The following is a 13,653-nucleotide window of genomic DNA, read 5'->3' on the forward strand; positions in this document are numbered from 1 at the left end:
GGATTTCACCTGCATTGATTGAGTGCGTGACAGGCAGTACCTATACTTGACGCCTTTGTGACATCAGGGCACTAAATACGCATGCAAGCGGCCAAGCATATTATTGCAGTTGCCTCCGGTAAGGGGGGCGTCGGAAAGTCCACTACAGCGATTAATCTGGCGCTGGCATTGCAGTCTACGGGTGCTCGCGTTGGGCTGCTGGACGCCGATATTTACGGCCCCAGCGTGGCTCTAATGCTGGGTGTGCCTGATGGCACGCGGCCCGATACTCGAGACGGGAAGACCCTTGTTCCAGTGACAGCCCATGGTCTGGTGAGCATGTCTATGGCGTATCTTGCTAATGAGCGTACGCCCGTAGTTTGGCGGGGCCCCATGGCCGGCGGAGCATTGATACAGATGCTGGAGCAAACCGACTGGGGCGAACTGGATTATTTGTTGATTGATATGCCCCCGGGAACCGGCGACATTCAGCTGACTTTGTCACAAAAGGCGGCCCTGTCCGGCGCCGTGATTGTGACCACACCGCAGGACATTGCGCTGCTTGACGCCCGCAAGGGGATCGAAATGTTTCGCAAGGTGAATGTTCCGGTCTTGGGTGTGATCGAAAACATGGCGACCCACACCTGCAGTGAATGTGGCCACACAGAGTCAATATTTGGCTCTGACGGTGGAGAGCGGATCTCGTCTGAGTACGGTGTGGAGTTGCTCGCGAGTCTGCCCCTGGCAAGAACAATCCGTGAGCATACGGATGCGGGTACGCCCGTTGTGCTATCCGAAGCGGATAGTCCTGCGGCGAAGGCGTATATGGCGGCGGCGAACGCGCTTATTCAGGTGCTCCAAGGCAAGGAGTCTCCCCAGGACTTCCCGACAATTAGTATTAGCGACGATTAACGAGAGAACTTATGAGTATCAAATCTGACAAGTGGATTCGTCGCATGGCGGCCGAGCACGGCATGATTGAACCTTTCGAAGCAGGGCAGGTTCGAGGCGATAGTGACACCGGACGGGTGATTTCCTATGGCACATCCAGCTATGGATACGATGTTCGCTGTGCTGACGAGTTTCGCGTATTTACAAATATCAATTCAGCAACGGTGGACCCCAAGGCCTTCGACGACGACAGTTTTGTGAACGTCAGTAGCGATGTCTGCGTGATACCGCCAAACTCCTTCGCGTTGGCGCGCACCGTGGAGTACTTCCGTATCCCACGCAACGTTCTGACGATTTGTCTGGGCAAGTCCACCTACGCCCGCTGCGGCATTATTGTGAATGTCACGCCTCTGGAGCCCGAATGGGAAGGACATGTCACTCTGGAGTTTTCTAACACCACTACGCTACCCGCAAAGATCTATGCCAATGAAGGCGTGGCGCAGATGTTGTTTTTTGAGTCTGACGAGGTCTGCGAGGTTAGCTACAAGGACCGTGGTGGAAAGTATCAGGGCCAGACTGGCGTGACGCTTCCCAAGGCATGATCAACTGCTGGAGCCAGCCACCGCGGTGCCGGCGATGCTGGCGCTGATCAGGTCGGCTTCGGTAGTTTTGCCGTCGTCAATATGCACGGTTCGCACCATCAGATAATCCCACTCAGGAGCTATCCAAACGCCTGATGTGCGCTCGGGGTCATCATGATCGCGCTCAAAATGCAGGGTGTCTATCCAGCCCATGGGTGTCTCAAGGCGTTCCTCACCCTTGTAGACCAGGCGATATTCTTTGACTCTACGGCCGTCTGCTACGTGAAACAGCATATCTTCTTTGGGTGTGGGGTCGTTGAGCAAGGACAGGCGAAGTTGTTCCTGCTGGCTCATTCGATCCAAAGTGTCGCCGGTTTTCGGCAGTTCGTACCACTCCTTCTTGTACAGGCTTCGAATAATGCTGGAGCCCTCGTCAAAATGTACTTCCCGACGGCGACTTACCGGCCCGCTGAGTTGGTAGACGTAGGAACGCGGTTGGATCAGGTCGCCCTCGAGTGTGAACACGCTGACTTCGCTGATGCCAGCTACGAGCAATTTGCCCTCGCTGGTCAGTCGGCAGTCGCCGTTATCGTCCAAAGATAAACTGCGACGAAGCTTGATACTCAGACCCGACGTCGATGTTTTGTATACCGCGTCGTACGGTGTCAGCGTCCGATGCTCGTGCTCGAGTGCACCGTGTTGTGTCGGCGCATTCTCGGCCTCCTGAGCCTGCGCGCTGCCCATTAAGAAGCCGGCTGCGACTAGTAGGCATCCGAGCAATGCTTTTGCCTGGCGGAGGATGGTGATGTCCGTGACTGTCATGCGCGTATCTCATTACTCATAGTTGAATCGTCCTTCCAGACCTGTCCGTCGCGAAGCACTACTTTATCCTCAAGACACCAGCTTATCGCCAGAGGATAAATGCGATGCTCCTGCTCCTGCACCTTGGCAGCTAGGCTTACTGCGTCGTCCTGGGGGTCTATGTTCACCCTCACTTGTGCAATTGATGGGCCTGCATCCAGCTGCGGTGTGACAAAGTGTACCGTGGCGCCGCATTCACTGTCGCCAGCATCCAGCGCACGCTGATGGGTATTCAGTCCCGGATACTTAGGCAACAACGATGGGTGAATGTTCAATAGCGATCCGTAATATTCCCCAATAAAGCGATCGGTCAGGATTCGCATAAAGCCGGCGAGCACGACAAAGTCGATGGACGCCTTGCGCAGCGCTTTGAGCATCTGTTCTTCAAAGGCCTCCCGGCTGTCAAATTGACGATGATCAATGCAGCAGTAGGGAATTCGCCGCTGCTCGGCTCGCGTCAAAACAGTCGCCTTGGGCACATTACAGATAACAAGGCCTACTTCCGCCGGTATCTGTCTCTGCTCACAGGCCTGGGCAATCGCTTCCATGTTGGAACCGGCGCCGGACGCGAGAATAGCGATTCGCCGCAGTGCATTCATTCGCTGAATGTTATACCTTCGCTGCCGCTGACGATCTCACCCAGCTCCCAGGCGCGCAAATCGTGCTGCTCCAGTGCGCTGATGGCTAGAGCAGCATCTTCAGGAGGCAGGCAGATCACCATGCCCACTCCGCAGTTGAAGGTGCGAAACATCTCCATGCGATCGATGTTTCCAGCGCTTTGCAACCACTTGAATACCGCCGGCCATTCCCAGCTCTGCGTATCTACACGTGCCGTAGCACCGTCGGGCAGAACCCGCGGCAGGTTCTCCAGAAGGCCGCCACCAGTGATGTGGGCCATGGCGTGAATCTCTACCTGCTCTCGCAGTGAAAGCAATGCTTTGCAATATAGGGTCGTGGGTTCCAGCAAAAGCTCTCCGAGGTTTTTGCCGTCCTGTTCCAGTGGGGCGCTAAGGTCGGCGTTGCTTCTTTCAAGCACGCTGCGAATCAGTGAGTAGCCATTGGCATGGGGTCCGCTGCTGGCTATGGCTATCAGACTGTCGCCCACTGTCACCGCACGGCCATCAATCACCCTGTCTTTTTCCACGACGCCGACGCAAAAACCGGCCAGGTCATAATCGCCTTCGCTGTACATGCCGGGCATTTCAGCGGTTTCACCCCCGACCAAAGAGCAGCCAGAGAGCTCGCAGCCTCTGGCTATACCGCGTACCACATCGGTGGCGACATCCAGGTCGAGTTTTCCGGTGGCGTAGTAATCGAGGAAGAAAAGGGGCTCTGCGCCGCTCACGGCAATGTCATTCGCACACATGGCTACCAGGTCGACGCCTATGTGCTCGTGACGATTGAGTTCGATCGCCAGCCGCAACTTGGTGCCAACACCGTCAGTGCCCGAGACCAGAAGAGGCTCACGATAGCCGGCAGGCAAAGCGCACAGCGCACCAAAGCCCCCCAGGCTGCCCATGACTTCGGGGCGCCGCGTGCGGTCTACGGCGTCGCGGATACGACCCACCAGGGCATTCCCCTTATCGATATCCACTCCCGCATCGCGATAGGTGAGAGGCGTGGTGTTTTCATTTTCTGACATCGTTCATTGGCCGGGGTAAATATGAGCGCGCAGTTTAGCGTCAAAGGCTCGTCAGTAAAGGGCGAGTCCCACCGCCAGCGCTGGTACAATGACCGAATGCCAACACTGCTTCTTCGTCAATTTGTCGCGACTTTGCTGTTTTTACAGTGCGCCCTGCTATGGAATCAGGGTGTTCAGGCCGAGATCGTGGACGATATCTATACAGCGCGACTCGTCGTTGAGGGTCGTGATACGCGTTCCCTGAACGCTGCGCGCAGAGCCGGGCTTGCCGAAGTGCTTATCAAGGCTTCAGGCGATCCTCAGGCACCCCAGAGCGCCGAGGTGCTCAAGGCTCTGGATAGCTCCCAAACCTATCTTCTTGGTTACAGCTACGAAGAGGAAGCCGATGGGACTGTACTGTTACGCATGGAGTACGATGAGCAGGCCGTGCAACAGCTTTTGCGTGAGGCGGGTCTGCGGCTATGGACCGCGAATCGACCGTTGGTGCTTACCTGGTTGGTTATCAGTGATGAGCAGGGACGCCGATTTGCTTCAGTGGACGCAGCCCCCCAGGCAGATAGCGTGTTGCGGGAGAGCTTTGTTCGGCGTGGTGTACCCCTGCAAACTCCGCTTTACGACCTGATGGATACCGCAGCAATTTCTCCTGGCGAGGCCTGGCGTCAATCGTCGCCCGCGCTGATGGAGGCTTCGAGCCGTTATCGCGGGGCTGAAGTGCTGGCTGGGCGTGTGGCCCGACTCTCCGATGGCAGTTGGGTAGGGGACTGGCGATACCTGGACAATGGGCGCTGGCGAAGCCGCTCCAGCGTAGCTGACAGCCTTCAGGCTTTCACCGATGCCGGGGCGGAACTGGTCGCCGGCACCCTGGTGGAGCAGTACGGTGTAAAACTGACCGAGGATAGCGACGAGCGTTATCGTTTAACGCTGCGGGGGGTGCGAAGCTTCGACGACTATATGGTTTTACAGCAGGTTTTGGGCTCTCTCGAAGCGGTCCGCAGCGTGGTGCCCGAAAGCCTGCTGGGAGACCAGGTGAGCTTGCGGGTAAAGGCAGAAACCGATTTGCAGCAGCTGGCACGAATCATTGAATTGGATACGCGCTTTGTACCACTTCCTCTGGAGCCGGGGCAGAATGGATTGTCCTATGAATGGATACGATGAGTAGCACCACGCCTGACCCTGATAGTAAGGCCGAGATTCCTATAAATCGCTGGCCGCTGGTTTTTGCTGTGTTTGCGGGCATGGGGCTGTTGTTCTACCTGCTGCAGCCGATTTTGTTGCCCTTTGTTCTGGGAGCTCTCATGGGTTACCTGGGTGACCCACTCGTAGATCGTGTCGAGGAAAGAGGAGGTAGTCGAACCTTTGGCGTTATTCTCGTCTTCCTGTTTTTTACCACATTGTCGCTGCTGGCGATGTTCTTCGCGGTGCCGATTCTCCTGCAGCAGCTTGACGCATTGGTGGGCCGTATTCCCCTTGTGTACACCTGGCTGCGTGATGTCGCGGTGCCCTGGCTACAATCCCGAACTCTGGTTACGGACGCGAGTCTTCCGCAAATTGATTTGTCCGCAGAGTTACTACAGAACTGGCAATCCCTGGGTAAGGTGACCGCTTCCACTGTGTCGAGCATTACTGGCTCAGGTTTGGGTCTTTTGCTGTGGCTGGCAAACATCGCGCTGGTACCTGTCGTTGCGTTTTACCTTATGCGGGACTGGGACGATATCGCCGAACGAATTCTCCGCCTTATGCCCAAGGCCTGGCAGACCGGTACGCTGCAGATGGTTAGCGAAGCCGATGAGGTCGTCGGTGCCTTTCTTCGCGGTCAGTTCATTGTGATGTGCGCACTTGGTGCTCTGTACGCATCGGGGCTGTGGTTTGTCGGCTTACAGCTTGCTTTGCTGTTGGGTTTTATCGCGGGTCTGGCAAGCATTGTTCCTTATCTTGGTTTTATTGTGGGGATATCCGCATCGCTTGCAGCGGCCTGGTTACAGTTTCATGAGCCGTTGCCCCTGCTGTATGTTGCTGGGGTTTTCGGGGTGGGCCAATTGATCGAGAGCATGGTGTTAACACCGGTATTGGTGGGCAATCGGATTGGTTTGCACCCAGTGGTGGTGATTTTTGCCTTGATGGCAGGAGGGCAGCTAGCCGGATTTGTAGGCGTTGTGGTGGCTTTACCCGTAGCGGCGGTGATCAAGGTGTTTGCCAGCCACGCGCTGGTGCATTATCGAAATAGCCAGATCTATGCCGGGGGAGATCTCGAAAACCCGGGCGATGATGCCTGATTCAGCGCACTCCCGGGACCAGTCTCCTCAGTTGCCCTTGCAGATAGGGCTGGAGGATGACTCTACCTTCGATAACTTCCTCGCTCGCAAGGCTCTGGCACCGCTGCTGGACAGCCTGTCCCGTCCCAATACTGAGCCTCTCCAGTTTATCCATGGCGCTGCCGGGGAGGGCAAGAGCCACTTGCTGCAGGCGCTGTGTCATGCGACGGAGGGTGCGTTGTATTTACCGCTTTGCGCGTTACTGGATTCACCAGCCAAAGAAGTGTTGCAAGATCTGGAGTCGTCCTCGCTGCTAGCGTTGGACGAACTGGAGGCGATCGCCGGACGGTCAGATTGGGAAGAAGCCTTATTTCACCTGATCAATCGAGCCCGAGCGACGCAATGTCCACTTTGGATAGCGGCTCGACGACCTGCCACTGATCTGGGGGTGCAGCTTGCCGACCTCAGCTCGCGTTTGGCTGGCGGCGTAACCTGGGCGATCGGTGCCGCAAGTGACGACGACAAGCTGGAGATTTTGAAGTTTCGTGCGCAGCGCAGAGGTTTGTTGCTCCCGGACGCCGTCGCTCAATATCTGTGCTCCAGAGAGAGCCGGGCTTTATGCGACTTGATGGGGGCCCTGGATCGTCTCGATCGGGCTTCCCTGCAATTACAGCGGCCTCTTACGGTCCCTTTGGTCCGCGAGGTTATGGCCTGGTAAGCCATTTGCGCAGTGAATCTGAGTATCAGCTCTGGGTTTGCAGCGGCAGCGACGTACTGTTTTTAATTTCGGTGACCGCCATATGAGAGTGAAGTTCTCGAACGTCAGGATTGGCACTGAGCGTTTCACGCACAAAACTTTCGTAGTGCCTAACGTCACGAGTCACGATTTTCAGCATGTAGTCCCATATCCCGGTCATGGTGTAGCACTCGATGACCTCGGGGTAGCGGACAATGTCTTTCTCAAAGCTCAGTAGGTTTTGACGGCCGGTGGCGGTGAGATTGACCGTGGCAAAGACCACCACATCCATGCCTAATTGCTCGCGGTTCAACAGCGCGACACGTTCGCGAATGAGTCCCTGTTCCTCCAGTCGGCTGATACGTCGCCAGCAGGGTGACTGCGAAAGATTTACGCGCTCAGCAATGGCTGCGGTACTAAGACTGCAGTCGTTTTGGAGTAAATCAAGAATCGCTAAATCTGTGTTATCGAGCTTTTCAGACATATGTATGCATTCATACCAGTAAGTGCGCATATTTTATCTAAAAAAGTTTGATGTCGATAGGCAAATAGCATAGTAAAACCTCGCAGCTTCGTTAAAATTTTGCCCTATAACAACGCGAGGTTTACCGATGACTAGTCAGACCGTTCGCGGCATAACAGACATATCTCTGGACGACAAATACGCACTGGATATCGATCGCGCGTATATGACCGGTATTGAGGCGCTCGTCCGTTTGCCTATGCTTCAGCATCAGCGTGACAAGCAGCGCGGCCTTAACACCGCGGCCTTTGTTTCGGGTTATCGCGGCTCGCCCCTTGGCGGCGTAGACCAGGCTTTCTGGAAAGCCAAACGCTGGCTGGAACCCCACAATGTGCATTTTCAGCCGGGCATCAATGAAGAGCTCGCGGCAACCGCCGTTTGGGGTAGTCAGCAGACCAATCTTTTTAGCGGTGCGCGCTACGACGGTGTATTTGCCATGTGGTACGGCAAAGGGCCGGGCGTCGATCGCAGCATGGACGTGTTTAAACACGCCAACGCTGCAGGCACCTCAAAATTCGGCGGTGTTCTGGCGGTAGCTGGCGATGACCATGCCTGTAAATCCTCTACTTTGCCTCACCAGTCCGAGCACGATTTTATTGCCGCATCGATCCCGGTTCTCAGTCCTTCCAATGTTCAGGAAGTGTTGGATCTGGGCGTCTATGGTTGGGAACTGTCCCGCTACTCAGGCTGTTGGGTTGCGCTCAAGGCGATCACCGAAAACATGGACTCTGCTATATCTGCAGATCTTGATGCTTCGCGCATCCAGGTTGCTATTCCCGAAGGTTTTGAGCTTCCACCGGGAGGCGTTCATGCGCGCTGGCCCGATCAGCCTATGGAGCAGGAAGAGCGACTCAACCGCTACAAAATCTATGCGGCTCGGGAGTTCGCCCGGGCTAACGGGCTGAATAAGATCGTTCTGGATAGTCCCAAAGCACGGTTGGGTATTGTTACCTCGGGCAAGGCCTACCTCGATGTTATGCAGGCACTGGATGATATGGGCATAACGGCCGAGGTCGCTGCTGAGATTGGCCTGAGGGTCTATAAGGTGGGCATGCCCTGGCCTTTGGAGCCGCAGACAACGCATGACTTCGCTGATGGTCTGGAAGAAATTCTGGTCGTTGAAGAAAAACGCTCCATTATCGAAGACCAACTCACCGGGCAGTTGTACAACTACCCCGTGGCGGCTCGCCCGAAAGTTATTGGCGAGTTTGACGAGCAGGGCCGGGACCTTTTGCCGAATCTGGGTGAACTTACCCCGGCTAAGGTGGCTCTGGCTATTGCTTCGCGTATCAGGCGCTTCTTTAAGTCTGAAGTGATGGAGCAACGCATTGCATGGATCGAGAGCAAAGAGCTGTCTTTGGCGCGCCCTGCTGAAGTGGCGGAACGTGTTCCGCATTTTTGCTCCGGGTGTCCACACAACACCTCGACCAAATTGCCTGATGGAAGCCGAGCAATGGGCGGAATCGGCTGTCACTACATGGCGACCTGGATGCCTGACCGGCCTACACTCACCTTTACGCAGATGGGTGGTGAGGGCGCGACCTGGATTGGTCAGGCACCGTTCACCGACACCAAACATGTTTTTCAGAATCTCGGCGATGGCACCTATTTCCACTCAGGGGTTCTCGCTGTACGCGCCGCCGTAGCATCGGGCGTCAACATCACTTACAAGATTCTTTACAACGATGCGGTGGCCATGACAGGTGGGCAACCCATTGATGGCTCTCTCTCGATTCCCGACCTGCTTCGTCAGCTTCAGGGCGAGGGTGTGCAGCGCATCGCACTGGTCAGCGACGAGCCCGGACAATGGCGGGGTCATGTCCCGGCCATTGGTGGTCTGAGTATTCACCATCGCGACGAAATGGATGGCTTGCAGCGAGAGTTTCGTGAGATTAGCGGAGCGACGGTGATTGTTTACCAGCAAACCTGCGCAGCGGAAAAGCGTCGACGTCGTAAAAAGGGCATAAGCGAAGATCCCGCCAAGCGCCTGTTTATCAATGATGCCGTATGTGAAGGCTGTGGAGACTGTTCGGTGAAGTCTAACTGTCTTTCTATTGTGCCCAAAGAAACCGAGCTGGGTCGCAAGCGGCAGATCGATCAGAGTGCCTGTAATAAGGATTACAGCTGCAATCGCGGTTTTTGCCCAAGCTTTGTCACTGTAACCGGCGGTGGTTTACGTAAGCCCCAGCGCGTGGATACCACGCAGATGATGTTTGATCCCTTGCCAGAGCCGCAGCTTCCAGATCTCAGTGAGCGCCCCTGGAATACCGTTGTCACCGGCGTAGGCGGTACCGGCGTTCTTACAATCACCTCGTTAGTGGCCATGGCGGCGCACCTTGAAGGCAAGGGTTGCGCGACTATGAACCAAACCGGTTTGGCCCAGAAGTTTGGTGCGGTTGTGTCTCACGTGCGTGTCGCGAAAGAGCAAGACGACATTATGGCGGTGCGCATTCCTGCGGGAGAGGCGGACTTACTGCTGGGTTGTGATCTGGTTGTTACAACAACTTACGAAGCTATGGGTAAAGTGGCGCACGGGCGGACGCACGCGGTGGTTAACGAGGCTGAGGTGCCCACGGCAAGTTTTATCCTCAACCCTGATGCACGTTTTCCGACTGACACAATGAAGCAACGGGTGCTGGAAGAAGTCGGTGATTTGGATTGCCATTTTCTGGACTCCAGCCGAATCGCTACGACTCTTATGGGTGACTCCATTGCCAGCAATCTGTTCCTTCTGGGTTACGCCTGGCAGCGAGGTCTGGTGCCCGTGTCTGCTACGGCATTGGAGCGGGCCATCGAACTTAATGCGGTAGCTGTGGAGTTCAACAAGCAGGCCTTTTTGTACGGACGCCGTTATGCCAACCGTCCGGAGCAGGTGCTTGCCTTGCTGCCAGAGTCTGTGGCAATCGCGCAATTAGGAACTGCAGAGCTTATCGAAGACCGCGCGCTGCGCCTGGTGGACTATCAGGACGCGCGCTACGCTCAGCGCTATCGAGATACGATGGCAGCGGTGCAAGCCGCAGACTCTCGCGCTGCCGCCAGTGATTCTCTGACGGCTACCGCCGCAAAGTCGCTCTACAAGCTGATGGCTTATAAGGATGAGTACGAGGTCGCCAGGCTCTACAGTGCGCCGGAGTTCCTTGAGAAAATTGCGGCCAAGTTCGAGGGGGATTACAGCCTTCGCTTCAATATGGCGCCGCCACTTTTGAGTAAGCGAGATCCATACTCTGGAGAATTACAAAAAACCGAGTTCGGTCCCTGGATGCTTTCTGCGTTTCGGGTGCTAGCTCCATTGCGTCGCCTTCGTGGCACCGCTTTGGACCTGTTTGGCTACACAGCCGAGCGGCGTCAGGAGCGACAGGACATCAGTGACTTCGAACAGTTACTGGATTCTCTGTGCAAGCGTATGGCGACCGCGACCAGCGATACTGAGTATGCAGTGATAAAGGAGCTTTTGGCACTTCCTCTGCAGCTGCGCGGCTTTGGCCACGTGAAGGATCGCAATCGTGAGCAACTCGCGCTCAGGCGGTCAACATTAATAAAACGTCTGGAAGGGCAAGTAGACGCTGTGCAGATTGTAGAGGCGGCCTGAAAGTCGCTCACTCATACTAATAAGGAATAAGTCATGGCCGTGTTCAGTAATCCTTCTTTTGACAGTCATGAACAAGTGGTTTTTGGAGCGGATCGCAGCAGCGGTCTCCGCGCAATCATCGCTGTTCACGATACGCGGTTGGGCGCTGCGGTAGGCGGTTGTCGCATGTATCCCTACGCTTCTGAGGCAGAGGCGATCGATGACGTACTGCGTCTCTCTCGAGGAATGACGTACAAATCGGCTCTGGCCGGTTTGCCTCTGGGGGGTGGTAAATCGGTGATCATTGGCGATCCGACGCAGCACAAGAGCGAGGCTCTATGGCAGGCCATGGCCAAATTTATTGACAGCCTGGGTGGACGCTATGTGGCTGCAGAAGATTCAGGGACGTCCGTGGCGGACCTTCGTGCCATGAGCCAATACACAGATCACGTCAGTGGTTTCGCCGCTACAGAACACGGTGGTGATCCATCTCCGAGTACCGCGCTGGGCGTGTTTGTTGGCATTCGTGCTGCACTGGCGCATCGCCTGGGTGCCAGTGATTTTCACGGTGTTCGCGTTGCGATTCAGGGGCTTGGGCATGTGGGATTTTCATTGGCCCAGATGCTGAAAAATGCAGGAGCAGAGGTGCTCGCCTCTGATATCAACGCCACTAATCTCGCTCGTGCGGTGGCTGAGTTGGGCGTAACTCCCATCGCTTCTGAGAATATCCTCTGTGAGGACGTGGACGTCCTGGCTCCCTGTGCTTTGGGCGGTGCATTAAACGCTGACAGCATCGCTGTTTTGCGTGCGGGTATCGTCGCGGGAGCAGCAAACAATCAACTCCGCGAGACTGCTGACGGTGGCCGTTTGGTGGATCGAGGGATTCTCTATTGCCCGGACTTTCTCATTAACGCCGGAGGAATTATCGATGTTCACTATCAGCGCAGCGGCCTGGATCGTGCGGGCCTGACGGCGCACATCGAAAGTATCGGCGATCGATTGGCTGAAGTTCTCCAGCGAGCGGACCGCTGTCATCGTCCTACGGGGGAGATAGCCGAGGAACTGGCCGAGGAGCTTCTCGGCGCGACAGTCCCAAGCGGTGAGCAACAGCTGCGCAGTGTTGCCTAGCTTTTGACCTCAAGCGCGTGCTCCGCCGCGGCGTAGTCTCCTTCTTCCAAATGCAAATATCGGCGTAGATAGTGCACGGCGAGATAAAAGGGGCCTGTGTCCAACAGCGCTACGCAGGCCTTGAAGAGGTAGTTGCTGCCCACGAGTATCGCCAGCGCCTTGGTGGTGACATCACCGCGAAAATACGCCGCGCCAAAAGTCACAGTTACCACCATCAGGGAATCAACCATCTGGCTCATCAGAGTGCTGAAGTTATTGCGTATCCAAAGATGTTTGCCTCCTGTAACACGCTTGAAGAAGTGGAAGAGCTGCACGTCACAATACTGCGCTGCGATGTAAGCAAGCATGGAAGCGAATACCGCACCCGAAGTGGTTGCATAGATGAGCTGGTAGAGCCCAATGCTGCTTTCCACAATCTCTCCATTGGGCAGCGCGACGGGGGCTGCCAGCTGAATGATTTGCCAGGGAGGCATGGCATCGGCGGGTACTGACGGAATGTTGTTACCAAGAAAGAGTACGAACAAAATCAAAAAATTAAGGCCAAGGCCGACGCTGACAAGAAAGTTAGCGCGTGCCTTCCCGTATAGCTCACAGATAAGGTCCGTACATAAAAAGGTCAAAGGATAGGGGAGCACTCCCACCGCCAGGGCCATGGGTCCCAGTTGCACAAATCGTGTAATGCCGATGACATTCAACAGGGTCATGGCGCACAGGAAAGTCCCGGCCAGAACCAGGAAGACGCGTTCGCGGCGTTCCTGCAATGTGGCTGGACTCACCCTAGCTTTCTCGCTGTCCAAGATTGGCATGCAGTACCGAGCCATTGATTACCGGGTTTCTGTGCGCCCAGTACAAAACACCGGCGATTTCTTCGGGCTCGATGAGACGACCAAAGCTATTCATGCTGCCGATTTGCTGTAACAAGGCCTCGTCGTTGCCCAGATGATTGCGCAGCATCTGTGTGTCAGTAAATCCTGGACAGATCATTGCAGTGTGAATTCCCGAGCCCATGAGATCCTGGCAGGTCGCGCGCATCATCCCAAGCTGTGCGTGCTTGGAGACCACATAGCTGAAGGTGCCGGGAACTGCTTTCTCGGCGAGCGTGGAGCCAACATATAGCACACTGCTTCCAGGTCCCATGCCTGGTAGTAGAGCTCGGGTGAGCCGATTCACGGCGACCACATTTGTTTCCAGGACCGAGCGCAGACTCAGGTCGTCGCAATCGTCTGCGCTGTCTTTGCGCATTTGGCTCGCGTTGTGGATGAGGCTGATTTCCGAAAGTCCCGAGACACGACTCAACAGGGCGTCGATAGCATCACCGATACTGTCGGGATCCGCGAGGTCGCAAGGCAGATTATGTACGCCGGGGACGTCGCAGAGCCTGCGAGACAGATTGACGACTTCATAGCCACCATCTTGAAATGCCCGAGCTGTGGCTTCACCGATGCCGACGCTGGCCCCGGTTATGATTGCAATGGTCATGCTATTCTCCCTC

Annotated in this window: 13 protein-coding genes; 7 read left to right on the top strand and 6 right to left on the bottom strand. The window is 55.8% G+C overall.

What is annotated here, in order from left to right; all coding sequences use genetic code 11:
* Nucleotides 1-81 precede the first annotated feature (81 nt).
* Together apbC and dcd are read left to right on the top strand one after the other, a co-directional pair.
* Entirely contained in the window at nucleotides 82-891 is an 810-nt protein-coding gene (apbC, locus tag R0135_RS17475) for an iron-sulfur cluster carrier protein ApbC (protein WP_407348179.1), read from the top strand.
* An 11-nt stretch (nucleotides 892-902) separates the two neighbouring features.
* Nucleotides 903-1,472, top strand: a complete 570-nt coding sequence (gene dcd, locus R0135_RS17480; protein WP_407348180.1) for a dCTP deaminase — start codon at nucleotides 903-905, stop codon at nucleotides 1,470-1,472.
* Here dcd and R0135_RS17485 read toward each other — a convergent pair whose 3' ends face one another.
* The 3 genes from R0135_RS17485 to purM are packed head-to-tail and all read right to left on the bottom strand — an operon-like array spanning nucleotide 1,473 to nucleotide 3,954.
* Nucleotides 1,473-2,273, bottom strand: a complete 801-nt coding sequence (locus R0135_RS17485; RefSeq protein ID WP_407348181.1) for a DUF3108 domain-containing protein — start codon at nucleotides 2,271-2,273, stop codon at nucleotides 1,473-1,475.
* Nucleotides 2,270-2,911 carry a phosphoribosylglycinamide formyltransferase gene (purN, locus tag R0135_RS17490; protein ID WP_407348182.1) on the bottom strand — a complete coding sequence of 214 codons (642 nt, stop codon included), beginning with the start codon at nucleotides 2,909-2,911 and terminating at the stop codon, nucleotides 2,270-2,272. The genes R0135_RS17485 and purN overlap by 4 nt, the downstream gene beginning before the upstream one ends.
* Nucleotides 2,908-3,954, bottom strand: coding sequence for a phosphoribosylformylglycinamidine cyclo-ligase (purM, locus tag R0135_RS17495; protein ID WP_407348183.1), 1,047 nt, complete (start codon nucleotides 3,952-3,954; stop codon nucleotides 2,908-2,910). The genes purN and purM overlap by 4 nt, the downstream gene beginning before the upstream one ends.
* Before the next feature lie 21 nt (nucleotides 3,955-3,975).
* On the opposite strand from purM, the gene R0135_RS17500 reads away from it, so the two are divergent.
* From R0135_RS17500 to hda, 3 genes are read left to right on the top strand one after another with little or no spacing between them, the layout of a single operon-like run.
* A complete protein-coding gene (locus R0135_RS17500) occupies nucleotides 3,976-5,109 on the top strand; it encodes a DUF2066 domain-containing protein (protein WP_407348184.1) in 1,134 nt (377 codons plus the stop codon).
* Nucleotides 5,097-6,227, top strand: coding sequence for an AI-2E family transporter (locus tag R0135_RS17505; RefSeq protein ID WP_407348185.1), 1,131 nt, complete (start codon nucleotides 5,097-5,099; stop codon nucleotides 6,225-6,227). The genes R0135_RS17500 and R0135_RS17505 overlap by 13 nt, the downstream gene beginning before the upstream one ends.
* The gene (gene hda / locus R0135_RS17510; RefSeq protein ID WP_407348186.1) at nucleotides 6,217-6,924 is read left to right on the top strand and encodes a DnaA regulatory inactivator Hda; all 708 of its coding nucleotides are present in this window, start codon (nucleotides 6,217-6,219) and stop codon (nucleotides 6,922-6,924) included. The genes R0135_RS17505 and hda overlap by 11 nt, the downstream gene beginning before the upstream one ends.
* A gap of 25 nt (nucleotides 6,925-6,949) precedes the next feature.
* On the opposite strand, the gene R0135_RS17515 is transcribed toward hda, so the two are convergent.
* Nucleotides 6,950-7,426 (bottom strand): Lrp/AsnC family transcriptional regulator, encoded by a 477-nt coding sequence (locus R0135_RS17515; protein WP_407348187.1) that lies wholly within the window; start codon nucleotides 7,424-7,426, stop codon nucleotides 6,950-6,952.
* A gap of 127 nt (nucleotides 7,427-7,553) precedes the next feature.
* Here R0135_RS17515 and R0135_RS17520 point away from each other — a divergent pair, with 127 nt between their 5' ends.
* Nucleotides 7,554-11,054 carry an indolepyruvate ferredoxin oxidoreductase family protein gene (locus R0135_RS17520; protein WP_407348188.1) on the top strand — a complete coding sequence of 1,167 codons (3,501 nt, stop codon included), beginning with the start codon at nucleotides 7,554-7,556 and terminating at the stop codon, nucleotides 11,052-11,054.
* Between the two features lie 33 nt (nucleotides 11,055-11,087).
* Nucleotides 11,088-12,161: a Glu/Leu/Phe/Val family dehydrogenase gene (locus R0135_RS17525; RefSeq protein WP_407348189.1), complete on the top strand. Its 1,074-nt coding sequence runs from the start codon at nucleotides 11,088-11,090 to the stop codon at nucleotides 12,159-12,161.
* Here the strand turns inward: R0135_RS17525 and R0135_RS17530 are convergent.
* Together R0135_RS17530 and R0135_RS17535 are read right to left on the bottom strand one after the other, a co-directional pair.
* Nucleotides 12,158-12,967 carry a queuosine precursor transporter gene (locus R0135_RS17530; RefSeq protein WP_407348190.1) on the bottom strand — a complete coding sequence of 270 codons (810 nt, stop codon included), beginning with the start codon at nucleotides 12,965-12,967 and terminating at the stop codon, nucleotides 12,158-12,160. The genes R0135_RS17525 and R0135_RS17530 overlap by 4 nt on opposite strands.
* The gene (locus R0135_RS17535) at nucleotides 12,939-13,640 is read right to left on the bottom strand and encodes an SDR family NAD(P)-dependent oxidoreductase (RefSeq protein WP_407348191.1); all 702 of its coding nucleotides are present in this window, start codon (nucleotides 13,638-13,640) and stop codon (nucleotides 12,939-12,941) included. The genes R0135_RS17530 and R0135_RS17535 overlap by 29 nt, the downstream gene beginning before the upstream one ends.
* Between the last annotated feature and the right edge of the window lie 13 nt (nucleotides 13,641-13,653).

This window comes from Congregibacter variabilis (assembly GCF_045689235.1).
Lineage (GTDB): Bacteria > Pseudomonadota > Gammaproteobacteria > Pseudomonadales > Halieaceae > Congregibacter > Congregibacter variabilis.

Coding starts and splice junctions, on each gene's coding strand:
- R0135_RS17535 (WP_407348191.1), bottom strand. CDS start 13,640: ATGACCATTGCAATCATAACCGGGGCCAGCGTCGGCATCGGTGAAGCC.
- R0135_RS17485 (WP_407348181.1), bottom strand. CDS start 2,273: ATGACAGTCACGGACATCACCATCCTCCGCCAGGCAAAAGCATTGCTC.
- R0135_RS17500 (WP_407348184.1), top strand. CDS start 3,976: ATGAGCGCGCAGTTTAGCGTCAAAGGCTCGTCAGTAAAGGGCGAGTCC.
- purM (WP_407348183.1), bottom strand. CDS start 3,954: ATGTCAGAAAATGAAAACACCACGCCTCTCACCTATCGCGATGCGGGA.
- R0135_RS17520 (WP_407348188.1), top strand. CDS start 7,554: ATGACTAGTCAGACCGTTCGCGGCATAACAGACATATCTCTGGACGAC.
- R0135_RS17505 (WP_407348185.1), top strand. CDS start 5,097: ATGGATACGATGAGTAGCACCACGCCTGACCCTGATAGTAAGGCCGAG.
- purN (WP_407348182.1), bottom strand. CDS start 2,911: ATGAATGCACTGCGGCGAATCGCTATTCTCGCGTCCGGCGCCGGTTCC.
- R0135_RS17530 (WP_407348190.1), bottom strand. CDS start 12,967: ATGCCAATCTTGGACAGCGAGAAAGCTAGGGTGAGTCCAGCCACATTG.
- dcd (WP_407348180.1), top strand. CDS start 903: ATGAGTATCAAATCTGACAAGTGGATTCGTCGCATGGCGGCCGAGCAC.
- R0135_RS17525 (WP_407348189.1), top strand. CDS start 11,088: ATGGCCGTGTTCAGTAATCCTTCTTTTGACAGTCATGAACAAGTGGTT.
- apbC (WP_407348179.1), top strand. CDS start 82: ATGCAAGCGGCCAAGCATATTATTGCAGTTGCCTCCGGTAAGGGGGGC.
- hda (WP_407348186.1), top strand. CDS start 6,217: ATGATGCCTGATTCAGCGCACTCCCGGGACCAGTCTCCTCAGTTGCCC.
- R0135_RS17515 (WP_407348187.1), bottom strand. CDS start 7,426: ATGTCTGAAAAGCTCGATAACACAGATTTAGCGATTCTTGATTTACTC.